The organism is Agrobacterium sp. NPDC090273 (assembly GCF_044772305.1).
GTDB lineage: Bacteria > Pseudomonadota > Alphaproteobacteria > Rhizobiales > Rhizobiaceae > Agrobacterium.
The window spans coordinates 282,371-304,852 of sequence record NZ_JBIVYN010000002.1; the positions used below are offsets into that span (position 1 = coordinate 282,371).

The window sequence follows — 22,482 nt, forward strand, 5'->3', positions numbered from 1 at the left end:
AAGGCTTAGCAGAAACCTGACTGCTTTAACAATTGATATGCTTGAACAACAGCCCGAAAACGTTCTTCCGAACCACGATCGCCACCATTAGCATCTGGATGGTGCTTTTTGACAAGCTCCTTGTAGCGCCTTTTTATCTCTTCCTGTGTTGCACCTGCAGAAAGATCGAGCGTATCGAAGGCTTTGGCTTCCAGCGTCTTGAGCTTGCGGGCTTGCTGAATACGTTGGCTACCCGCCCTTCCCCCTTGCGCAAAACCATTGGTGAAGCCGAAAGGATCGCGGATACGGGCGTTGGCACCTGCTGCGCCGGACCGTAGGGTAGAATGCAGCGGACTGTCGCGCGCTGTCTTGTTGACGCCAACCGTCCATGTCGGGCGGTGACCGGTCACAGCTTCTTTCTGGTATCGGGCAATCTCGCCATCGGACAGGCCGGAGAAGTAGTTGTAGCCCTTGTTATAGTCCTTCACATGCTCGAAACAGAACAGGAAGAATTGCCCCTCGGCATTGCGGCCGACAGGTGCCCGGTGAACGCCCGGCTTGTCGCATCCATCCCACTGGCAGGTTGGCGCCTGAACCTCAGGCTCCTTTTCCCTTTTCCGACGCGTGCGGATGCGGTCAAAATATTTCGAATCCAGTTTCATGATGTCCTGATTATGGTGCGCGAAAGCACGCACAACAAGAATTGACAAATTGGAATGTTGCTGGCTTCTAGGTAGCCCCTTTTTAGAAAGCCAACAGGATTGGAGCAGCCAGCATGTCCCTGCGCGAACGCATAGAAACCAAGCTCAAAGAGAGCTTTTCGCCGGAGCGGCTTCGGGTGATAGATGAAAGCCATATGCATGCCGGCCACCAGCCGGATATTACCGGCACGGGCGAAACGCATATGCGTGTACAGATAGTGGCGGAAGGCTTTCTCGGCAAGTCACGCGTCGACCGCCACAGGGCGATCAACGCACTTTTGAAGCCGGAGCTCGATGCCGGCCTTCATGCGCTTGCGATAGAGGCCGCAGCGCCGGGCGAACCCACCCGTTTCTAAGCTCAGCCGGGATGCTTTTCCGACAGGAAGGACTGCACCTCGGACGCCGCAACATCATCGGCCACGAAAGATTGGCCGATGCCGTGAGTAAGGATGAAGGTGAGCTTGCCACCCTTTACCTTCTTGTCCTGGGCAATCGCCGCCATCAATGTTTCAACAGGCGGCAATTTGCCTGGAATATCCTTCATCGTCGTCGGCAGGCCGACAGCCTTCAGATGCGATTCCACGCGCGCCGCATCATCCGGGCTTGCAAGGTTGAGGCGTGACGAGAACTGGTGGGCCAGCACCATGCCGATCGCAACACCTTCACCATGCACAAGTCGTTTGCTGTCGTAATCTGTCGCGGCCTCCAGCGCATGGCCGAAAGTATGACCGAGATTGAGCAGCGCACGAACCCCGTTTTCCTTCTCGTCGGCAACAACGACATCGGCCTTTGCCTGGCAGCTCGTCGCAATCGCCTGAATCCGGGCCGGACCGCCGCTTTTGATCTCGTCCCAGTTTTTTTCCAGCCAGAAGAAAAATTCAGGCTTGTCGATCAGGCCGTACTTCACGACCTCAGCATAACCGGCGCGAAATTCACGCGGGCTCAGCGTATCGAGAACGGCCGTATCTGCCAGAACCAGATCAGGCTGATGGAAGACACCAACAAGGTTCTTGCCATGCCGCGTGTTGATGCCCGTCTTCCCGCCGACCGATGAATCGACCTGTGCCAGAAGCGAGGTCGGGATCTGAACAAACCGCACACCGCGGCGCACGATGCCAGCCGCAAATCCGGCGAGATCACCGATAACGCCGCCGCCGAGTGCGATCACCGCATCGTTGCGTTCAACACGCGCTGCCAGAACAGCGTCGCAAACCGTCATGAGATGCTCGAAGCTCTTTGTCTTCTCGCCGGCGGGCAACGTCAGAGAGACGGCCTCGATACCATCCGTCTGAAGCCCATCCATCAGATTTTCGAGATAAAGCGGTGCCACATGCTCATCGGTGATGATTGCGGCGCGCTTTCCCTTTAAACGGGCAGAAATCTCCCCGCCTGCCCTGCCGATCAGCCCCGGCCCGATCAGAATGTCGTAGGCGCGTTCACCGAGCGGCACATGGACGAGACGTTCTTCACTCTGGTTTTCGGCGGACGTCATGGCATCTCATCTTTCTGTTCAATGCCGGCAATCGCGGCCAGCACTTCATTCACAATGATTTCCTTGCGCACGTCCCGCGATTCGATGGTCATGTCGGCTTCCGCATAAATCGGATAACGCTTCTCCATCAAAGCCGCGAGTGTCGCTTTCGGGTTTTCGGTTTTGAGAAGCGGTCGATGATCACGCTTGTTCACGCGCTCCCACAAAACCTCTATATCCGCCTTCAGCCACAACGAAACACTGCCCCGCTTGATATGACGGCGGGTATTCTCGTTGATAAAAGCGCCGCCACCTGTCGAAATGACCTTTGGCCCGCCGCGCATCAACCGTTTGATGACACGGGTCTCAAGCGCCCGGAACTCATCTTCTCCGTAGGTAGCAAAAAGCTCAGAAATCGTCATCCGCGACACGCGCTCGATTTCGACATCCGTATCGATGAAGGAAAGCTTGAGTTGCTGTGCCACCAACCGGCCGATGGCGGATTTTCCCGCTCCCATAAGCCCGACAAAGACAATATTGCGCCGTCCGAGCTTCGCCCGCGCCTGTTCCCCAAGTGTGGATGGGACTGTTAAATTCGTTTCATTCATAAATTTGAAAGCCCGTTTGGCATGGATATCTGCAAATGTTTACGAAGCGTCAAGCCAAATTGCTGACTGAATTGCGTTGAATCACTTGGATACCCACGGCCATGCCGTGCACAATACCGCCGAATGGAGCCACTATGCCGACCCTCTTCCGCTTCACGATCGTACTGGCGACCATTGCAGGGCTGATCTATGGCAGCATGGTGCTCCTCGTAATGTTCGTACAGCCGCGCGAACGTGAGGTCACCGTGCGCATTCCTTCAGAGCGGCTAAACCCATCCACGACTGAACCCGCAAGGCGCGCACCATGACCAATGTGCGTGGGACGAGCGGCCGGGATGGCGCCCGGCTTGAGAGTTTTCTGGAAATGATGAGCGCCGAGCGCGGTGCAGCCACAAACACGCTCTCCTCGTACGAGCACGACCTCTCCGATCTTCGCGAATTTCTGGCCGGACAGGGCCAATCTCTGACAGAGGCCGAGAGCAACGATCTTTCCGCCTATCTGGCGCATCTTTCCGCGCAGGGTTTTGCATCGACCTCGCAGGCACGGCGCCTGTCATCGATGCGCCAATTCTACCGCTTTCTCTATGCTGAAGGATTACGCGGGGACGATCCAACCGGCATTCTCGACGCGCCCAAGAAAGGCCGCGCCCTGCCCAAGACAATGAGCGTAGCGGATGTGACGCGATTGTTGGCGCTGGCAGCGGACGAAGCGCAAGGCCAAGGCCCCGGTCAGCTTGGCCGGATCAGAATGCATCTGTTGCTGGAACTTCTCTACGCCACCGGCATGCGTGTCAGCGAACTTGTTTCGCTACCGTCCAAGGTGTTGCGCCACGAAGGCCGTTTCCTGATGATCCGTGGCAAAGGCAACAAGGACCGTATGGTGTTATTGTCGCGCACGGCCATCACGGCAATGACCGCATATGACGACGCCCGCAAGGTGCTTTCTCCCGAAAAAGCCAAGGCCACCGAAGACAGTCCATGGCTTTTTCCCTCGAACGGGAAGGAAGGTCACCTGACGCGACAGGTTTTTGCCCGAGACCTGAAAGATATCGCAATCCGTGCCGGACTGAGCCCTTCTGCAATATCACCCCACGTCATGCGTCATGCCTTTGCCAGTCATCTGCTGCAAAATGGCGCAGACCTTCGTGCCGTGCAGGAACTGCTCGGCCATTCAGACATTTCAACGACACAAATCTATACACATGTGCTGGAAGAACGCCTGCAAGAACTGGTACAAACGCATCACCCTCTTGCCAAACAGGCTAAAAACCTTGATTAGAGCGACCGGAACCGCCGGATAACCCGGTCAAACCTTGCGCAAAACGATCGGAAACGGATCTCATGCACAACTACCTCGACTTCGAAAAACCTATCTCCGACCTTGAGGGCAAGATCATCGAGCTGAAGAAGCTTGCCGCCGAAGACGAGAGCATAGACACCTCGGAGGAGATCGGACGTCTTGAAACGCGCGTCAACGACGCGATGCAGGACATCTATTCGAAACTGAATGCCTGGCAGAAAACGCAGGTCGCGCGCCATCCGCAGCGTCCGCACTTCATCGACTATGCCAATGCGCTGTTCACCGATTTCACGCCGCTCGCCGGCGACCGTAAATTTTCTGAAGACGCCGCCATCCAGGCTGGCCTTGCCCGCTTTAACGGGCAGCCGGTTGCCATTATCGGCCAGGAAAAGGGTAACGACACCAAGTCGCGTCTCAAGCACAACTTCGGCAGCCCACGCCCGGAAGGATATCGCAAGGCAATCCGCGTGCTGGAACTGGCTGACCGCTTCTCGCTACCGGTCGTCACCCTGATCGACACCGCTGGCGCTTATCCAGGCGTTGGCGCAGAAGAGCGCGGCCAGGCGGAAGCCATCGCCCGCTCGACGGAAATGTGCCTGAACGTCAAGGTTCCGATCGTCTCTGTCGTCATCGGTGAAGGTGGCTCGGGTGGCGCAATCGCAATTGCGACCGGCAATCGCGTTTATATGCTCGAGCACGCGATCTACTCGGTTATTTCCCCGGAAGGTGCCGCCTCCATTCTCTGGCGCGATTCGACCCGTGCCAAGGAAGCCGCGACCAACATGAAGATCACATCCGACGATCTGAAGTCGCTTGGCGTTATCGACGGCATCATTCCAGAGCCGATGGGCGGCGCCCATCGCGATCCATCAAAGGTTATCAAGGCGACCGGTGACGTTATCGGCAAGGCGCTGGAAGACCTCTCGCAGCAGTCCGGTACGCAGTTGCGCGCCGAACGCCGCCAGAAATTCCTGGATATCGGCAGAAGCCTCTAAGTCGCAGCCCCAGATCTCTGCGCCTTATTTTCCAGACGGTCCGCCCCAACTCGGCCACAGTCACGTCACATCAAAGTGATGGGTCGGTAGCTCAGGGGCGGATTCCGATTCAGTTAAGAAGATGTAAACGGTTAATATCGTATTTAAATTGCAGGCGCGCAGGTGTAGAACTGCGCCGCGACATCGTCTTTCGGATCGACTCATGCGTTTGACACATTTTGCACTGCTTGCCTGCACGGCGCTCGTTCTTACCGGCTGCAACGACACGTTGGAAACAGTCGAGCGCGACGTATCTCACGTCAAGAACAAGGTCGACTATCCACTCGCGCCATCCATTCTGGCTGAGATGGACAAGAAGAACATGGAGCGGACGTCGCCGATTGCGATCCGTATCTTCAAGGAAGAAGGCGTTCTGGAAATCTGGAAGGCCAAGCGAGACAATCGTTTCGACAAGATTGCCGAATATCAGATCTGTGCCTGGTCCGGAAAACTTGGCCCCAAGGTCAAGGAAGGCGACCGCCAGGCGCCCGAGGGTTTCTACAACCTTACGCCTGCGCATCTCAATCCTAACTCGAAATATTACCTCGCCATCAATACCGGGTTCCCGAACCGCTACGATCAGGCCAATGGCCGCAACGGCACGAACCTGATGATTCACGGCGCCTGCTCGTCTTCCGGCTGCTATTCGATGACGGACGCGCAGATTCTTGAAATCTACGGCTTTGCCAGAGACGCCTTCAAGGGTGGCCAGAAAACCGTACAGTTGCAGGCCTTCCCCTTCCGTATGACGGCGGAAAACATGGCTCGCCATCGCCAGAGCGAGCACCTTGATTTCTGGAAAATGCTGAAGGTCGGCTACGACAATTTCGAAGTCACCAAACGTCCACCTGAGGTGAATGTTTGCGAAAAGAAATATGTCTTCAACCAGCAGGTGGAAGGCGGCGCCGTAAACGCCTCTGCGCAGTGCCCTGCAATGAGCACACCACCGGCATTGGCCAGTGCACTGTCGAGCTACGAAAAGACCTACGACCTCGCCTACGACAAGGCGATGAAGAAGTTCGATGGCATGGCCTGGTACGACCCGAGCGAAGCAGAACGCAAAGCACTCGTCGCTGAAAAGCGCAAAGGTCGCGAGCCGGCTTACGCCCCGACCGGTTCCGCCCTGAAGGCTGGCAAGCTGATGAAGGAAACCGAATACGCAGCGCTGATGGAAAAGAAAGCGCAGCAAGTGACCACGACGTCGCCAGCGACGACGGCGACCGCCTCTTCATTGCGTGGGCCCCGCCCCACTGCAGCACAGCCAACAGCGCCGCAATCTAACCCGGCACCGGCTGCACCGACGATGGTCGCGTCTGCAGCAGCACCGTCGTCTGGCGCTCCAGGCGGAGCGGCACAGAGCGTTCCTGTTCCCGCCATGAACCCCTTGGCCTATTCCGCAGCACCTCAGCCTGAAGCGCCGGAAAAGAAGCCGTTCTGGAAGTTCTGGGCGACGGAATGACCCGGACGACCGAGATCCTGTTCGACTTGAGGGGGCTTAAATGCCCCCTTCCGGTTTTGAGGAGCCGTAAAAAACTCACAGCCCTCAAAGCTGGAGATACGCTCACTGTCGAGACGACAGACCCACTGGCAGTCATCGATATTCCGCATATGTGTAACGAAGATGGTCACACATTGCTGGAAACTGTCGCGACTGACACGGGGCATCGGTTCAGGATCGTTAAAGGCTGACGGCGACCTTGCTGCCGGTTAAAACCGTAGACCGGAAATCGCCAGAGGATTGTCGGTTATGGCCTGTCGGTCTGGGCGATCAATGCGTGGCGCCCCTGTAAAAGCGGCGAAGAGATCCTGCACAAATGCCTCTGGCAAATCCCTGGTAATCAGAACCATGCGCGTGCGCTGATCTTTCGGATCAGGCCATGCGGCAAGACGTTCTGGTGCGTGGAAGATATTCTGCACGCCGTGCAGCACCAGAGGCCGCTGCGGATTGTCAGAGACCTTAACGATCGCTTTCATACGCAACAGCTTTTCGCCATGCGCCGATCGCAGAAGATCGACAAACATGTCGATCGCCATCGGGTCAATGGGCGCGTCGTGCACGATTGAGAAAGAACGGATCCGATCGTCGTGACGATTGACGTCATGGTGGTGGTGGTGATGGTCGTGATCGCCATGCCCGTGATGATGGTCATGATGATGTGCGTGACCATCTTCCTCACCCAGCCAGCGGCTAACGTCGGCTGTTTTGCCTTCAGTGTTGTAGAGACCGTTGTCGAGCAGCTCCGCAGCGCTCCATTCGTTTCGGTCGCCGTCCTCGATCACAGCACGCGGGTTAAGAGATTGAAGGCGTGTCATCAGCCTGGAAAGGCTTGCATCATCGGCAAGCGTCCGCTTCGTCAGCACAAGCCGATCGGCAACCGCGACCTGCTTTACCGCTTCGACATGATTGTCGAGCGTCGACAAGCCGTTGACGGCGTCCACGACGGTAACGACGCCGTTCAACGAGAAGCCGTGGGCAATGACCGGATTGCCCATGACAGACTGCATGACAGGCGCAGGATCGGCAAGTCCGGTGGTTTCGATCACCACGCGGTTGACGCGTTTCAACCTGCCGGTCTGCATGCCGTCCATCAATTCCGCCAGCGTGTCCACCAACTCACCACGTACAGTGCAGCAAAGACAACCTTCGGCAAGCTCAATGATGCCATCGCCAGAGCTTTCTACCAGCATGTGGTCGATGCTGACGTCGCCGAACTCATTGATGATGATCGCCGCATCGCTCATTGCGGGATCTTTCAGCAGACGGTTGAGCAGCGTCGATTTTCCAGCACCGAGAAATCCAGTGATGATGGAAACCGGGATGCGATCGCGAGACATGTCGTGCCTGTCAATTTTGGGGCTGTTCCAATAACGAGAACACTCATCGTATGGCTGGAACCGCGTGGGAAACAAAATATCGCCCGTCGCAGGAAGCAACGAGCGACATCGTAATATCATAACACGGCCGCGATGCGAACGGGAAATCCCCAGATCGTGTCACGCCCTGACGGTCACCGACAGCGACGGAAAATCAGAATGTCGGACGCGGTATCGGGATCGGAACATTGGCCACCTCGCCCTTTGTGGCGTTGACTGCAACGGTTTCGCTGCCAGGAATAAGGCCTGCGAAGGAATATTCCGGCGGACGCGTCATTTCCCTGACATAAGGAGAATGGATTTTCATGCGTCCAGCCTCATCGCGGCTTTCACTGCGGATTTTGGCGGCCTTGGGATTGCAGATTTCGGCGCTCACATCATTCACGATATCGGTATCGCCGTAGGGAGAAAGCGACGCCAGCGAAACGCCCTGCCCGGATGGTGAGGTCAATCCCAACTGCAACAGATCTGCGGATTGATCTGTACGTCCACCGAGACTATCGGCACCCAGCACCACGGTAATCACTGAACGGCCATTGCGGGTCGCCGAAGAAACCTGATTGAAGCCGGAGGCACAGATGAAGCCGGTCTTCATGCCGTCGGCACCTTCGAAACGGCCGACAAGCATGTTGTAGTTGGCATAGTTCTTCTTGCCGGTTGTGACGCCTTCAAGCGAGAAGTAGCCGGCATATTCAGGGAATTCGCGCTTGATGATGAGCGCCAGAAGCGCAAGGTCGCGTGCCGTCGTATATTGCCCCTTGCCGGGCAGACCGTTGGCATTGACATAATGGGTCGAACTCATGCCGAGGCGCGCCGCCTGCGCATTCATCTGCGCCACGAAATTGTCGTTCGTGCCACCGATCGTTTCAGCAATCGCAACGGCGACATCATTCGCAGATTTGATCAGCAGCAGCTTCAGCGCGCTGTCGAGCGTGAGCTTCTGGCCAGGCTTGAAATACATTTTCGACGCAGGCTGATCGGCTGCCTTTTTGCTGAAGACAACTTCCGTCTGAGGACTGATCCGACCCGACTTCATGGCCGAGAACGCGATATATGCGGTCATCAGCTTCGTCAGCGATGCCGGATACCATTTGCGAAACGCCTCCTGATGGGAGATGACCTTGCCGGTCTTGACGTCAACCACGATCTTTGGATTGGCGTTCGCCATTGGCGCCGTGGCAACAAGTCCGGCCGTCAGGACGGCGACGATCTTTGAAAGCCGCCAGGCGGCGTTTGGCATTCTGCTGTTCTGTGGCAAGGCGTGTCCTCGAATTCCCATGGTCGGTCGGGAACTGGCAATATTCACCATATATGTCCTAGCAATGGCAAAGTACATTGATTACGTCAATTATGCGGCGCACTATCCACCGTGGAGGAAGACGTTTTGCGACGAGTCGTACCGATAAAACAGGAATGAGCGAATGCCGATTTTGAACAGAGCCGCCGAACTTCAACCCGAAGTTAGCCAATGGCGGCACTATCTGCATGAAAATCCCGAAATCCTCTATGACGTCGAAAACACCGCGAACTTCGTTGCCGAAAAGCTGAAGGCCTTCGGCGTTGACGAAATCGTGACCGGCCTTGGTCGCACCGGCGTCGTCGGCATCATTCACGGCAAGGCACCCGGCAAACGTACCATCGGCTTCAGAGCGGATATGGACGCGCTTCCAATCGTTGAAGAGACCGGCAAGCCATGGGCTTCCAAGACCGATGGAGCCATGCACGCCTGCGGCCACGACGGTCACACAGCCATGCTGCTCGGCGCCTCGAAATATCTCGCCGAAACGCGTAATTTTTCAGGCTCTATCGCTGTGATTTTCCAACCCGCCGAAGAAGGTGGCGCCGGTGCGCTTGCCATGGTGGAAGACGGTTTGATGGAGCGCTTCAGCATCAACGAGGTTTATGGCATGCACAACATGCCGGGGATTCCGCTCGGCACTTTTGCCATCCGCAAGGGTGGCATCATGGCCGCACCCGACAAATTCTCGATCACGGTGAAGGGTAAAGGCGGTCATGCCGCCCAGCCGCACCGCACGATCGATCCGATCACCATCGGTGCGCAGATCGTTGGCAACCTGCAGATGATCGCCTCGCGCAATGCCGATCCGATCCGCTCGGTCGTTGTCTCCGTCACCCGTTTTCAGGCCGGTTCCAGCCACAATATCATTCCGAACGAAGCGCTGATTGCCGGCACCGTCCGAAGCCTGGATGAAACCGTGCGTGACCTAGCGCAGGATAGGATCAAGCAGATGGCAGAAGGCATCGCACTTGCCAATGGCGCCGAAGCAGAGGTCGTCTACGAGCGATATTGCCCTGTAACGTTCAACCACGCCGCCGAAACCGAACACGCGATCCGTGTCGCCCGCGACGTGGCCGGGGAAAAGAGCGTCGATCCCGATGTCGACCCGTCGATGGCAGGCGAGGACTTTTCCTTCATGCTGAAAGAACGTCCGGGCGCCTTCATCTTTATCGGCAATGGCGATTCGGCTGGCCTTCACAATCCAAGCTACGACTTCAACGACGAAGCCATCGCCTACGGGGTTTCCTACTGGGTGAAACTCGCCGAACAGCGTCTTGCGGATGAAGCCGCCTGAAGAAAGGCGAGGAACAGATCAACCGCGGCAAAGAACGCGGTTGATCCGCCGATGGAGCCGGGTTAAAGAGCATTCAAGTGTCCACGTAGCTCAGCAGGATAGAGCACAGGATTCCTAAGTTAAATTGGGGGTTGCGTTTGGAAACGACGCAATCGATCTGCTCAAAGTCGGGGAACGCTTCGTTGCACTTGCAACATGCCAATCCCGAGCCAAGCTTCGGAGAAATCCGTTGAAGGTGTAGAGACTGGATGGGCAGCACCTAAAGGCCTCGGCCCATGGTGAAGGGACAGTCCAGACCACGAACGACACCGTCTATGAACGACGGGGCGGCGGCGAAAGTCGAAGTGGTATGAATCCTGGGGTCGGAGGTTCGAATCCTCTCGTGGACGCCATTTTCCTGCAAAATACGATGTAAAACCAAGAAATTATCAACAAACCTACCTGATCTCACCCATTTGGAGCCCCCATTCACAAACCCGTGAAAACACGCATATTGGCATTGGATTATCCTCCAGGCGGCCCAACATTCACCTGCGTGTGACTGTTCCCCTGCAGACCTGTTTTACGATTCCAATGCGAATGAAGGAGATTAGATGAGCAACCAATGTGGCCCCTACGTACAGATGGGTACGCTTGCAGAGCAGATGGCCGGCAGATACCAGATGGACGCCAACCTCGCATTGGACTCACACCTGTCGCATTACATGGATGAGGTCGCGGTCAATGTTGCCGCTGACAGTTTCGACCACGTCGGTTTCATGAACAATATCCGCGACCGACTGAAGCTAACGCTGGCCTCGACGATCAGCCCAAGGCGCCGAGAATTTCTCGACGCCGTCGTCATCGCGCTTCAGGAACGGATCGATCGCTATCCACTTGGCCGTTAGGCGAGCCGCTTCGGGATGGCGCAGACGACGGCGACTTTTGAGCTCTGTCGTGCCTGACTGGTTTTATCCAAAATTAATTATGCCAGAAAACAAAAAATCAAATCTTCACCCGTAATTTCCAAGCCGGGTAAAGATTTGGGGGCACGTGTGCGAAATTTCTGGCGCGACAAATCCGGCAACTTCGGAATTCTTTCTGCATTATTGATCGTGCCGCTTTTTGGGGCGGCCGGCGTTGCTCTCGACGTTGCGGACGCAATGTCTGTGAAGGAGGAAATCCAGCGGGCAGCCGATTCGGCGGTGCTCGCGGCTGTAGCCGACCTATCGGCGAGCGTCCAGGCGGCAAAAAGCATGCAGTCCGACGGTGCAATCAGTGTGGGAGAGACGGAAGCGCGCGCGTTCTTCGATGCCAATGCCGCTCAGTCGATGGCGTACAAGATAAATGCCGTCGATATTTCCGTGACAAAAAAAGGCAACGTCGTCGAATCGACGCTGAGCTTCAAGGCGACGATCAATACGACACTCTCGAAGGTTCTCGGCAAAGACATTTTGACAGTCGGCGGTTATGCTTCGGCCAGATATGAGACCGAGACGTTCAGTGACTTTTATCTTCTTCTCGACAACACACCTTCCATGGGTGTCGGGGCGACACCCGCCGATGTCTCAAAACTCGTTGCCAATACCAGCGACAAATGCGCATTCGCTTGCCACATTGTCAAAGACGGCGTGGCCGATAAAAACAGCTATTACTACAAGGCAAAATCGCTTGGCGTCACAACGCGCATCAATGTCGTGGCAAAAGCGACCGCCAGCCTGATGGATACCGCGATGTCAACGCGGAAGAACAGCAACCAGTACCGCATGTCCGTCTACACCTTCGGTGAAAAGGCAGAGGATACGAAATTGCTCGAAGTCGTTCCGCTGACCTCAGACCTGACCTCGGCAAAGAAGAAGGCAGGCGAGATTGATCTGATGTCCATCCCATATCAGGGATACAATAACGACCAGCAGACCGACTTCGACCGCGCTCTGACCCAAATTTCCGACAAGATTGGCAAACCTGGAAACGGCTCAAGTTCAGCGAGCCCTGACAAGGTTGTGTTTTTCGTTTCTGACGGCGTCGGCGACAGCTACAAGCCATCGACCTGCACAAAGAAGACTACGGGCGGCCGCTGTCAGGAGCCGATCGATATAAAACTCTGTACCAAACTGAAGGAAAAGGGCTTCCGGATTGCCGTGCTTTACACCACGTATCTGCCCCTGCCGACGAACTCCTGGTACAATTCCTGGATCAAGCCTTTTCAGAGCGAAATCAGCACACGAATGCAGGACTGCGCTTCGCCGGGCCTGTTTTTTGAAGTCAGCCCGACCGAGGGCATCAGTGAGGCGATGTCCGCGCTGTTTCGACGTGTCATCACCTCTCCCCGTTTGACGGGCTGATGACAGTCTGGACCAACAAAACGTTAAGCCGGTCCATAGAGTTTTAAATGTATATTAATGCCAATTGAAGGACCTGCAGTCTTCTGTCGTCCGTCGTGTTGGCTTTATTCCCATACAATTGCAGATTTCATTTCGGCGGCATGAATGGCGTGTGGGATATGATTCACTCGCAATGCGTGGGCTTGGTTCGGAATGCTTGCTTTTATCGTAAAGCTTCGCAGCAGCGCTCATTTCCGTATGCAGGGCAAAAGCAACCTGCGAACCAGGACCTTCGTGGGAACGGCAGAGCGCCGCAAACGAAACGCCAGGCAGAGACTGGCGATCATGATCGCCGGCTTTGCCGTCATGTACATCGTTGTTGGCGCGCGGCTTGTCCAATACGGTATGACCGAGCCCGCGATCATGGGCTCCATCAATTTCAACGCCAACTCTGTCGCCTCTCGTCCGGATATTCTGGATCGAAACGGCGAACTCCTGGCAACCGATATCAACACTGTGTCGCTCTATGCCGAGCCCCGCAGAATTGTCGACGCGGATGAAGTTGTCGAGAAACTTGCAACCGTCCTTCCCAATCTGGATTGGCGCGATACGCACCGGAAACTTCAATCCGGAACCGGTTTTCAGTGGCTTCGGCGGCAACTTACACCACGACAGCAGTCCGATATTCTTTCCCTTGGCATTCCAGGTATCGGCTTTCGGCCTGAAAAACGCCGCTTCTATCCCGGCGGAACAACCGCATCGCATATTGTTGGCCACGTCAATATCGACAATCTCGGCCTTGCAGGGATGGAACGATATATTGACCAGCAAGGCTATGCTGACCTTCGAGCCGCTGGCCTAACGAATGATACCCGCCTGGAACCCGTCCAGCTTTCGATCGACATCCGCGCCCAGCATATCCTGCGTGAAGTGGTGGCCCGTTCGATGAAGGAATATGAGGCGGAAGCGGCCGGCGCTGTCATCCTTGATGTCGAGACGGGCGAGGTCATCGCCATGGCATCGGTTCCAGACTACGATCCGAACGAGCCTTCACGAACCCTTGCCGACGGAAGCGTCGACAAAGAGTACGAAAAGGGCTGGTTCAACCGGATGAGCAACGCAACCTTCGAGATGGGGTCTACCTTCAAGAGCTTTACGCTGGCCATGGGGCTCGACGCCGGACATATCACCCTGAACTCTGTCGTCGACGCCTCGCGCCCCATCCACATGGGCGGCTTCACCATTCGGGATTTCAAGGGGAGGAACAGGCCACTCTCGATCCCAGAGGTTTTTCAGTATTCATCCAACATCGGAACCGCAGCCGTTGCCGATAAAGTCGGGATCGAAGGGCATCAGGAGTTTTTAACCCGGCTCGGACTTCTCTCCAGAATGGAGACCGAAATGCCGGGTGTGGCGACCCCGACCCAGCCGCGCACGTGGAAAAAGATCAATTCAGTTACGATTTCCTTCGGCCATGGTGTTGCGACAACGCCGCTACAAACCGCAGTCGCGGCGGCTGCCCTCATCAACGGCGGCAATCTCATCAATCCGACATTCCTGCCACGCTCCAGAGACGATGCTGCACTCATATCGCGCGCTGTCATCAAGGAGAAAACCAGCGCCGATATGCGCTTCCTCTATAATTGGAATGGCGTGAAAGGGTCTGGCCGCGCAGCGCAGGTAGAAGGATTCCACGTCGGCGGAAAAACCGGTACGGCCGATAAGGTTATCAACGGGCGTTACGCCAAGGACATCAACTTCAACGCCTTCGTAGCAGGGTTTCCAATGGAGAAACCGAAATATGTCGTGCTGACGATTATCGATGCGCCCAAGACTGGTGTAAATGGTGGCCGAACGGCGGCATCCACGGCCGCACCGATGACAAAAGAAATCATAACCCGTACGGCGGGCCTGCTGGGAGTGAAACCCAGTTTCGGACTTGACGATCAGCCGCAGCTGCTCGTCGACTACTAGGCATAAAAGCCGCTATTCGACAAAGATACGCACGCTTGATGCACGGCCATCGGCGTCGATTACCGTCAGCGTTGAAAAACCCTGGCCTTCCGGCTGCCATTCACTGCTACGGCGATGGGACGCATCCGGCAGAGGCCTGCCATTGGCAAGCCAGCGGAACGGCGCTCGTCCACCCTGTAGTTTCAGAACCAGCGGTGAAATGCCCGACTGACCTGAGAGTTCCACCCGCGCGCCTTCTGGCGGATAGACGATGCGAGGAGCCGTTTCGCGTCGAGAAGCCGATAGCAGGCCACTTGCCGTAACCGCAAAGCGGCGTTGATTCGCGGGAAGTTCACCTTGTGCGATACGCGCAACACCTGCCGGAGCCGCAGGCATGGGTGTCACCGGCAACCCCGACTTTTCAAATGCGTCAAAGAGGATCGGCGCTGCCGTGGCGTAACCGGCAATGCCGGGGACGGCACCGTTATCTGCACGCCCGATCCAAACGCCGATGGCGTGGCGTCCGTCATAACCAACCGACCAAGCATCTCTATAACCGTAACTCGTCCCCGTCTTGTAGGCGATGCCACGCTGTTTCATGCCAAGCGGGGGCAAAACGCCCGAGAGAATATCCGAAACGTTCCAGAGTGCCGGGCTTGAGAACAGCGGATCACTTTCCATAATCTCTGGCATGCCACGAATGGCGTCACCCAGCCGGACCGGATTTCCACGATTGGCAAGCGCAGCATAAAGCTGGGTGAGATCGACGAGCGAAATCCCCGCTCCGCCCAGAGCAATGGCGAGGCCCGGCGCCTCATTGGACGGCAGAACTAGCTTCACGTCGGCACGACGGAACCGCACCATCAGCGCCGAGGGGCTGGTTGCATCCAGCAGCTTCACAGCGGGAACGTTGAGCGAGAGTTGCAGCGCCTGCCGAATGCTGACATCGCCCTGATATTGCATATCGAAGTTTCGCGGACGATAGCCGGAGAAATCCGAGGGGCGATCCTCGATGATGGTCTCCTGTGCAACCAGCCCATTTTCGAAGGCAAGCCCATAGATGAAGGGTTTCAGGGTCGAGCCAGGAGAGCGCACCGCGCGGCTCATCTCCACAAAACCGCGTCGCGCGGTGTCGAGGTAATCCGATGAACCGACCTCTGCAATGATCTCGCCACTAAGGCTATCGGCCATGACGATGGCGACTGACACATGGCTTCCAAGTTTTTCCGCAGCGTGGCGCGCAATGGTTTCAAATTCCCGCTGGACGGGAAGCGATAACGTGGAATGCGCCTCGCCCTTCCCGGCGAACTTCGTCTTGGCGAAGGCGGCCATGTGGGGGGCATAGGCCGGCAACTCCTGCCTTCTGGACGGCACCGAGGACAGTGCTGCACGGTCCGCCTCTCCCTCGCCGACGACGTTTGCAACAGCAACGCGCTGCAAGACCCGCTCTCTCGCTTCCTTGGCAGCTCCCGGAAAGCGGTCCGGTCTGCGTTTTTCCGGCAATTGCGGCAGCGCCACCAACAATGCCGCCTCGGCGCTATCCAGCCGCTTTGGCTCCTTCCCAAACCAGGCAAGGCTTGCCGCACGCACACCTTCCAGATTACCACCATAGGGCGCAATATTGAGATAGAGATCGAGAATGTCCGCCTTGCTCAGGCGTCTTTCGATCTGCAGCGCGCGCAGGACCTGTCGAAACTTCGCCGAGAACGATCTATCGGCGCGCGGTTCTATCAGCCGCGCGACCTGCATCGACAGCGTCGACGCACCGGAGACGATACGCCCATTGGTAGCAAGTTGGGACACCGCGCGCAGCAGCGCCCAGGGATCGATTCCATGATGCTCGTAAAAGCGCTGATCCTCATAAGCCACCAGCATTCGGAGAAACTGCGGATCGACCTCCTTCGCTGTCGTCTTGAGCCGCCATCGCCCTTCCGTCGTTGCAAAGGCTCGCAACAACCGCCCGTCCCGATCTAGGACTTCGAAGGAGCGTTGCGCAGCAGCATCCAGCGGAGGCGGATAGGCCTTGTCAAGCGTATCTACGCCAAAGACCGCACCGCCGAGAAGCAGCGCGGCCGAGGAAATACTGACAATAACAGCCCTTGCGCGCCTCATGGTGTCGCCGAACGCACCTCCATGCGACCTGTTGCCGTGCGAGCGGCAAATTGCGGGCGATACATGTCCTCTACCGTCGCAGCAGGGTGATCGTAGGTGCCCGGAGTTACGGCGCGCACGACATAGGCCAGCGTGATCTCCGAACTGTCGCCAGCGGTTCGGTCGAAGGCCGCCACGAAGCGATCGTAGCGGAACTCCGTATGGGCAGCCTCGGTTTCGGGCAGCCAGTCGAAATTCGAAAGCGCCGCTGAATTGACGAGGCTCGGATTGTCGATCTCGAAGCCTGATGGCAACAGGTCAGTCACAAGGAGACGGGATTGCCAGTCGTTTTGCGGCGCGACATTCAAAACCACGACATAACGTTCGTTCTGCACGACCTCGCTCGGGTTCACCTCTTCGCCGTCCATCGAATAATAGGTGCGGTTGATCGTGAAACCGTCGCCCCCAGCAGCCAGAGGCTGAGCAGGCGGCGCTACCGTGGTCACGACCGCTGTTACAGGATCAGACGAAGCGTTGGAGATTTTCAGTGGTGTGCCGAGAAGCTCATCGCCGCTCATCCGTTTACCGAAACCGCCCGTCTGCAAATCCCCATTCACATCAATGCGGATGTCCTTGTCCTCACCCTTCACGGCACGAGCGGCAAGCAGCATCCAGGCCTGTTCCTGCGTGCTGGTATAGGGTTTCTTTTCCCATTCTTTCGATACGGCACCGGCAAATTGCGGCACGACAGCGGGAACGGGGCGGCTTTCGGCAGCCAGCGCCAACGACGCGGCACCGTCACGCAACGGTGAGCCATAGTCAGCACGGGCAAAACTGACATTGGTGGCACGGCTCGCCATATCCAGCGATGCTCCGAAGATGCTCTTAGACCGAGCCGCATCGCCATAGAGCGACAGCGCTGCCGCGATCTGGGCTTTTGAGAGCGGCGTCGGGAAATCTGCAAGCGCCGTATCGGCATAATATCTGAGATCGTTGATAGCGGCCTTGCGGTTACGTGCCAGCACATAGAGCGAATAGGCAATCTCGTTGCCGCGATCCTTGACATTGCTGTCATAGGACAGGCCATTCTGCAGATTGCTGAGCGCCTGGACCATGGCCTGTTCCGGAACGTCATAACCTTGTTCGCGGGCACGCGTCAGGAAATCGCTGACATAAGAGTCAAGCCACAGGTCGCCGTATCCGGGTGACCAAAGGCCGAAGCTGCCGGAACTCGACTGGAACGACAGAACGCGGTAGATCGCCTCTTGGACGCGCTTGCGCATCTCCGGATCTTCGGCAATCCCACTGTCTTTGGTCAACTCGGAGAGATAAAGCAGCGGCAAGGCACGGCTGGTGGTCTGTTCGGCGCAGCCATAAGGATATTTGTCCAGCATCATCACCAGAGCCGGAATATCGAAAGCGGGTGAACGCGTCACATTGACCGCAACGGACGCACCAAGCAGCATGCTATCAGCCAACAGGTCACCGTTGATCGTCAAGCTGCTATTGGGGGCAATCCGTATTTCACGGCGGGTCGTGACAGGCAGAACCGCTGGGCGCACCGGAATGGTCAACGCCTGCTCCAATGCGACACCGCTGTTGTTCGAGACCTTGATGGTGATCGCGCCGTTCCCCGGCAATTCACCCGTCAGCGGAACGGTCAGCGAGGTCTTACCGCCCTTCTCGAGTGACAGCACCTGCGAAACCTCGCCTTGATCAACGGTGAGCGCCGTATTGCTGTTAACATCGAGCCGGTAGTCGCCGGCCTCACCATCGGTGTTAGCGATATCGAGCCTTAATTGCGACTGATCACCCGGGGCAAGAAACTTCGGCGCGCTGGCAGTGACCACCACAGGATCACGGATCACCGCATCGGAGACCGCATGGCCCACACCGTTCTTCGTCCAGGCAACCGCCATTATGCGGGCTGTGCCGTTGAACTGGGGTATATCGAAGCTGATAGTTGCCTTGCCTTCCGCATCGAGTGCGACGGGACCTGCAAAAAAGGCGACCAGCTTTTCAGTGGGTGGGCTACCCTGCAACGCCACCTGCCCCCCGTCACCACCGGTACGCAGCCGGCCTGTTGCGCCGAGTGAACCGTCGATCAGACGCCCATAGAGATCGCGAATTTCCAAACCGAGACGCCGCTGGCCGAAGTACCAGTCATCCGGCTTTGGTGGCCCGTAACGCGTAAGATTCAAAATGCCGACATCAACTGCAGCTACAGTGATGTAGGCCTGATCGCCGATACCAGCCCCCGTTACCGTCACAGGTATTTCGAGCGGCTGGCGCGGCAGCGTTTGTTTGGCAACGCCAAGCGAGACATTCAGCTTGCGTTCGGCGGGATCAACACCAAGCCATTTGATACCGATGGCACGCATCGGCATACGGCTTTCCTGCGCATCTCCTGGACGGAACAACGTCGCCGTCACATAGGCGCCTGCACCCCACGCCTCGGTAACCGGAAGTTCGATCTCACCGCCACCTTCACCGATCTCGACATTCTGTACGGCGATCAGCTTCTCGGAGCCTGCCGTTACCATGACCTCGCCCGCAAAACGGGGAGACACCCTGAGCTTGGCGGTTTCGCCGATCTTATAGCTCTCCTTGTCGAGCGCGATTTCAAGAGCGTCCGGCGTTTCCGTAGAGCTTGCCTCGACATAGAAACCGGCATCAAACTCAACGCTGGAGACTGGTGCGGCGGCACCAGTGCCCTCAACTTCTAGCCTGTAGCGGCCCCAGGTCACCGGCACGGAAATTTCACCCCCGTCAGCCGAGAGGGAAAGGTTTCCCGTTTCCATCTGTTTGGTAAACTCCACCGGCTCATACCGCCAGGAGTTGCCCTGACGATACCACTGGTAGTTTCGCTCAACCTTGATGAGCTTCCAGTTGAGCCCACTCATGGCCTGCTTTACGCCGTCTGCGGAGACCCCAATGACATGGAAGCGACCAATGGAATTCTGTGCCAGATCGCCGGAAAACTGCGGCTTGATGCCGATCATCGCGCCCTCAGCTTTGATCGGCAGCGACAACGAGCGTTCCACAGCGCGTCCACCTGCTTCCTGCATGCGCACCGTAATGTTGGCGGACAGCATTTGCGTGGTCGACGGCAGGTCCGTCAGATTGACGTTGAAACTTGCCTTGCCCTCCTCGTCCAGAACCGGCAGATCCGCGAGAGTTGTCCGGTTTTCTTCTTCGGTTTCTTCGTCAGCAAGACCAAAGACGTACCCTTCGAACGCGGAATTGCTCCGTGTTGGTTTGATGCCGACTTCGCCTTCAAGCGTCAGGCCGGCCGCCGGCGCTCCGTAAAGATAACGGCCATCCACATCGATTGCGGCATCTTGTGCCGGAACGATCTCCTTGACCTTGCTTGAAAGATCGAACTCCGTACGATCCGGCACGAAATCGTCGACGAGGAAACTCTTTTCACTGATTGCAGCCGTTTTCGGATCGGTGTGAATGCGCAGCGTCCAGGTGCCACGCATGGCGTTTTCCTGCAGAGGCAGATCCACCGCATAACCGCCAAGTGTCTTTCCGTCGCTGACGAAGCGCCGGTCTTCCACGCCGTCAGGGCGAGAGAAGATGAAGGTGAGCGGCAGGTTCTCAATTGCCTTGCCATCCACGTCCCGCGCCAGTGCAGCGGAATGCACCGTCTCTCCGGCCCGGTAGATGCCGCGTTCCGTCCAGGAAAACACGTCGATCGCACCGGGAGCAGCCCGACCGGTGACACCTCTGTCGGAAAGATCAAAGCCGGCCCGTGTCATATCCAGGAAGACATAATCCTTGTCGCCATTGCGCGCGGTCAGAATTGCCGGCGCTTGAGCCGCCGAACCGCGCATCAGTCCGGCCGAAAAGGTAGCTCTGCCATCGCCATCGGTTTTTGCGGTCCCAAGAACTTCGTTGTTCTTCGCCAACAATTGCAGGTCGACATCTGCCAATGGCTTTGCGGTACCGAGTGAGCGGACGAAAACGTTAAGACCGTCCGTTCCGGCATAGGTCGTGATGCCGGTGTCGGAAACCAGGAACCATTGGGTGGCGCGCGAATCCCAATCTTCAGGCTGTGTGCCGGGCGGCGTCGCCGTCAGCACGTAGATGCCGGCCTTGCGCTCAGGAAGCGCCTCATCCACCGGAAAGCTGGTAATGACGTCCTTGTTGAGGTCTGGCTGAATTTCGATTGCACCTTGCCAGACCAGTTCACCGATTTCGTTTTCGATCCGATCGGCATTATAGCCATCCATCTGCGTCAGGAACTGAGAGTTCGCCAGAAGCGTCGTGATGTTGCGATCGCCAATGCGGTAAAGTTTCAAGTCCGCCGTGTCTGCATTGACGGAGACGATCGGGATGCCGCGCCGGGCCGAGCCGGGCAGCACGAAATTCTCTCCGGTAAAACGTACGCTCGCAGCTCGGTCCCTGACATAAACATCCAGATCAACCTGCTTTTCGAGCGGCTCATCGACCGATGACGGCAGACCAGCGCGAAACGCGATTTTGTAGCGTTGGCCATGTGTCAGACCCTCGACACAGATCTCGCTGTTTTTCGCGTCGATTGCCTTAGGTGCGCCGCCGTCCAGTGTCACAAAGGACGAGTAATCAACACCGTTCTTGACGAGCGGTTCGGAAAACTGCGCGCAGGCGCGTGGGCTGACACTGTCCGTATCCACCGTGTTGCCGATGATGCGGAAGCCCTGCCGGCTGTGCAGATCGGCATAAGCAGCTTCTGTTTCAGCCGTATCGACGAGCGCAAGGCTTGCCTTGTAGGCGTTCAGGGCGGCCCGGTAACTTTGCGTTCTCTCGAAAGCCTGCGCCAGACGATTGAGCGCCTCCGTTCGGGCGCTGACGGTACGGCTCAACTGGTAAGCGTTGAGCGCGGCCGAGGCAGCCTGACCGGCAATCGAATAATTATCTGTCACCTGCGCGGCAGCGCCGGCAAGCTCAGCCCAGAGCGCTCCATCATCGGGGGCGAGCGCAAGCGCCGATTTATAGGTTTCGACCGCCTCCGGAATGGTGCCGGCGGCCACCTGCTGCCTCGCCGTTTCCAGAAGGCCTTCGAGCCCCTGCTCGTCGCTTGCTTCCAGACCCGCTTTCAGCTTGCGCGCTTCCTGCTGGAGGCTTTCTGAAATGAACGACAGACGCTGCGGTGCGCCAATATCCGGTTCGACAACGGTTTCTACCACCTTGCCCGCCACAGCGCCCGGAAATGCGTTAAGCTGATTGAAATCCGATTTCAGGAAGCACCATTTTACCTTCGGATTATAGGTAAATGCCTTGCAGGCCGCATCGCCCACGCAAATCTCACCGCATTGCTCCAGCGAGACATTCTGCTCGGTTCGCAAATCGAAACCGAAATAATCGCCATTCTTGGTTGTGACGATCTTTCGCGATGGCTCTGCCGCCAAGCCCGGAAGAATGGTGGAAACCGTTGCCAGAACAACGACAGAAGCCCGAACGATAGCAAGCAGCGACATCAGTTTTCTCCCCCGTACAGATGCTGGCCGGACTCTGGCCAAATCCACGCACAGTTGTCAACGCGTCATCGCCAATTTGCGACATGACCGCGCCAAACGGGGTAAACGG

At 57.1% G+C, this 22,482-nt stretch carries 17 protein-coding genes; 10 read left to right on the forward strand and 7 right to left on the reverse strand.

The window, feature by feature from the left end:
• Positions 1 to 5: 5 nt before the first annotated feature.
• On the reverse strand, positions 6 to 641 hold the full coding sequence (locus ACIQT8_RS07610; protein ID WP_138792116.1) for a J domain-containing protein: 636 nt from the start codon (positions 639 to 641) through the stop codon (positions 6 to 8).
• A 113-nt stretch (positions 642 to 754) separates the two neighbouring features.
• Here ACIQT8_RS07610 and ACIQT8_RS07615 point away from each other — a divergent pair, with 113 nt between their 5' ends.
• The gene (locus ACIQT8_RS07615) at positions 755 to 1,036 is read left to right on the forward strand and encodes a BolA family transcriptional regulator (protein ID WP_138792115.1); all 282 of its coding nucleotides are present in this window, start codon (positions 755 to 757) and stop codon (positions 1,034 to 1,036) included.
• Between the two features lie 2 nt (positions 1,037 to 1,038).
• Here the strand turns inward: ACIQT8_RS07615 and aroB are convergent, their stop codons facing one another.
• Both aroB and ACIQT8_RS07625 read right to left on the reverse strand, forming a co-directional pair.
• The gene (gene aroB, locus ACIQT8_RS07620; protein WP_400964618.1) at positions 1,039 to 2,172 is read right to left on the reverse strand and encodes a 3-dehydroquinate synthase; all 1,134 of its coding nucleotides are present in this window, start codon (positions 2,170 to 2,172) and stop codon (positions 1,039 to 1,041) included.
• Positions 2,169 to 2,759 (reverse strand): shikimate kinase, encoded by a 591-nt coding sequence (locus ACIQT8_RS07625; protein ID WP_400964619.1) that lies wholly within the window; start codon positions 2,757 to 2,759, stop codon positions 2,169 to 2,171. Before ACIQT8_RS07625 ends, aroB begins: the two co-directional genes overlap by 4 nt.
• Positions 2,760 to 2,893: 134 nt before the next feature.
• Between ACIQT8_RS07625 and ACIQT8_RS07630 the strand changes: the two genes are divergently transcribed.
• The 5 genes from ACIQT8_RS07630 to ACIQT8_RS07650 all read left to right on the forward strand — a co-directional run bounded on the left by ACIQT8_RS07630 (position 2,894) and on the right by ACIQT8_RS07650 (position 6,782).
• A complete protein-coding gene (locus ACIQT8_RS07630) occupies positions 2,894 to 3,067 on the forward strand; it encodes a histidine kinase (RefSeq protein ID WP_138792112.1) in 174 nt (57 codons plus the stop codon).
• The gene (gene xerD / locus ACIQT8_RS07635) at positions 3,064 to 4,038 is read left to right on the forward strand and encodes a site-specific tyrosine recombinase XerD (protein ID WP_400964620.1); all 975 of its coding nucleotides are present in this window, start codon (positions 3,064 to 3,066) and stop codon (positions 4,036 to 4,038) included. The genes ACIQT8_RS07630 and xerD overlap by 4 nt, the downstream gene beginning before the upstream one ends.
• A gap of 62 nt (positions 4,039 to 4,100) precedes the next feature.
• Positions 4,101 to 5,054 carry an acetyl-CoA carboxylase carboxyltransferase subunit alpha gene (locus ACIQT8_RS07640; protein ID WP_138792111.1) on the forward strand — a complete coding sequence of 318 codons (954 nt, stop codon included), beginning with the start codon at positions 4,101 to 4,103 and terminating at the stop codon, positions 5,052 to 5,054.
• Positions 5,055 to 5,256: 202 nt separating this feature from the next.
• Positions 5,257 to 6,552 (forward strand): L,D-transpeptidase family protein, encoded by a 1,296-nt coding sequence (locus tag ACIQT8_RS07645; protein ID WP_400964621.1) that lies wholly within the window; start codon positions 5,257 to 5,259, stop codon positions 6,550 to 6,552.
• Positions 6,549 to 6,782: a sulfurtransferase TusA family protein gene (locus tag ACIQT8_RS07650; RefSeq protein ID WP_400964622.1), complete on the forward strand. Its 234-nt coding sequence runs from the start codon at positions 6,549 to 6,551 to the stop codon at positions 6,780 to 6,782. Before ACIQT8_RS07645 ends, ACIQT8_RS07650 begins: the two co-directional genes overlap by 4 nt.
• Before the next feature lie 18 nt (positions 6,783 to 6,800).
• Here the strand turns inward: ACIQT8_RS07650 and ACIQT8_RS07655 are convergent, their stop codons facing one another.
• Together ACIQT8_RS07655 and ACIQT8_RS07660 are read right to left on the reverse strand one after the other, a co-directional pair.
• Entirely contained in the window at positions 6,801 to 7,928 is a 1,128-nt protein-coding gene (locus ACIQT8_RS07655) for a CobW family GTP-binding protein (RefSeq protein ID WP_400964623.1), read from the reverse strand.
• A 193-nt stretch (positions 7,929 to 8,121) separates the two neighbouring features.
• Entirely contained in the window at positions 8,122 to 9,207 is a 1,086-nt protein-coding gene (locus ACIQT8_RS07660) for a D-alanyl-D-alanine carboxypeptidase family protein (RefSeq protein ID WP_178340653.1), read from the reverse strand.
• Positions 9,208 to 9,388: 181 nt separating this feature from the next.
• Here ACIQT8_RS07660 and ACIQT8_RS07665 point away from each other — a divergent pair, with 181 nt between their 5' ends.
• The 4 genes from ACIQT8_RS07665 (at position 9,389) to ACIQT8_RS07680 (ending at position 14,838) form a co-directional block, all read left to right on the forward strand.
• Entirely contained in the window at positions 9,389 to 10,561 is a 1,173-nt protein-coding gene (locus tag ACIQT8_RS07665) for a M20 aminoacylase family protein (protein ID WP_400964624.1), read from the forward strand.
• Positions 10,562 to 11,154: 593 nt separating this feature from the next.
• Positions 11,155 to 11,448, forward strand: coding sequence for a hypothetical protein (locus ACIQT8_RS07670; protein WP_400964625.1), 294 nt, complete (start codon positions 11,155 to 11,157; stop codon positions 11,446 to 11,448).
• A gap of 147 nt (positions 11,449 to 11,595) precedes the next feature.
• Positions 11,596 to 12,885: a TadE/TadG family type IV pilus assembly protein gene (locus ACIQT8_RS07675; protein ID WP_400964626.1), complete on the forward strand. Its 1,290-nt coding sequence runs from the start codon at positions 11,596 to 11,598 to the stop codon at positions 12,883 to 12,885.
• A gap of 192 nt (positions 12,886 to 13,077) precedes the next feature.
• Positions 13,078 to 14,838, forward strand: a complete 1,761-nt coding sequence (locus ACIQT8_RS07680; RefSeq protein WP_400964627.1) for a peptidoglycan D,D-transpeptidase FtsI family protein — start codon at positions 13,078 to 13,080, stop codon at positions 14,836 to 14,838.
• Positions 14,839 to 14,850: 12 nt separating this feature from the next.
• On the opposite strand, the gene pbpC is transcribed toward ACIQT8_RS07680, so the two are convergent.
• Both pbpC and ACIQT8_RS07690 read right to left on the reverse strand, forming a co-directional pair.
• A complete protein-coding gene (gene pbpC / locus ACIQT8_RS07685; protein WP_400964628.1) occupies positions 14,851 to 16,929 on the reverse strand; it encodes a penicillin-binding protein 1C in 2,079 nt (692 codons plus the stop codon).
• Entirely contained in the window at positions 16,926 to 22,373 is a 5,448-nt protein-coding gene (locus tag ACIQT8_RS07690; RefSeq protein ID WP_400964629.1) for an MG2 domain-containing protein, read from the reverse strand. The genes pbpC and ACIQT8_RS07690 overlap by 4 nt, the downstream gene beginning before the upstream one ends.
• Positions 22,374 to 22,482 lie beyond the last annotated feature (109 nt).

Bases quoted from the DNA above. Each gene is read 5' to 3' on its own strand.
- ACIQT8_RS07665 (WP_400964624.1), top strand. From the start codon at position 9,389: ATGCCGATTTTGAACAGAGCCGCCGAACTTCAACCCGAAGTTAGCCAA.
- ACIQT8_RS07690 (WP_400964629.1), bottom strand. From the start codon at position 22,373: ATGTCGCTGCTTGCTATCGTTCGGGCTTCTGTCGTTGTTCTGGCAACG.
- pbpC (WP_400964628.1), bottom strand. From the start codon at position 16,929: ATGAGGCGCGCAAGGGCTGTTATTGTCAGTATTTCCTCGGCCGCGCTG.
- aroB (WP_400964618.1), bottom strand. From the start codon at position 2,172: ATGACGTCCGCCGAAAACCAGAGTGAAGAACGTCTCGTCCATGTGCCG.
- ACIQT8_RS07650 (WP_400964622.1), top strand. From the start codon at position 6,549: ATGACCCGGACGACCGAGATCCTGTTCGACTTGAGGGGGCTTAAATGC.
- ACIQT8_RS07680 (WP_400964627.1), top strand. From the start codon at position 13,078: ATGCTTGCTTTTATCGTAAAGCTTCGCAGCAGCGCTCATTTCCGTATG.
- ACIQT8_RS07615 (WP_138792115.1), top strand. From the start codon at position 755: ATGTCCCTGCGCGAACGCATAGAAACCAAGCTCAAAGAGAGCTTTTCG.
- ACIQT8_RS07670 (WP_400964625.1), top strand. From the start codon at position 11,155: ATGAGCAACCAATGTGGCCCCTACGTACAGATGGGTACGCTTGCAGAG.
- ACIQT8_RS07645 (WP_400964621.1), top strand. From the start codon at position 5,257: ATGCGTTTGACACATTTTGCACTGCTTGCCTGCACGGCGCTCGTTCTT.
- ACIQT8_RS07630 (WP_138792112.1), top strand. From the start codon at position 2,894: ATGCCGACCCTCTTCCGCTTCACGATCGTACTGGCGACCATTGCAGGG.
- ACIQT8_RS07655 (WP_400964623.1), bottom strand. From the start codon at position 7,928: ATGTCTCGCGATCGCATCCCGGTTTCCATCATCACTGGATTTCTCGGT.
- ACIQT8_RS07625 (WP_400964619.1), bottom strand. From the start codon at position 2,759: ATGAATGAAACGAATTTAACAGTCCCATCCACACTTGGGGAACAGGCG.
- ACIQT8_RS07640 (WP_138792111.1), top strand. From the start codon at position 4,101: ATGCACAACTACCTCGACTTCGAAAAACCTATCTCCGACCTTGAGGGC.
- ACIQT8_RS07610 (WP_138792116.1), bottom strand. From the start codon at position 641: ATGAAACTGGATTCGAAATATTTTGACCGCATCCGCACGCGTCGGAAA.
- ACIQT8_RS07660 (WP_178340653.1), bottom strand. From the start codon at position 9,207: ATGCCAAACGCCGCCTGGCGGCTTTCAAAGATCGTCGCCGTCCTGACG.
- xerD (WP_400964620.1), top strand. From the start codon at position 3,064: ATGACCAATGTGCGTGGGACGAGCGGCCGGGATGGCGCCCGGCTTGAG.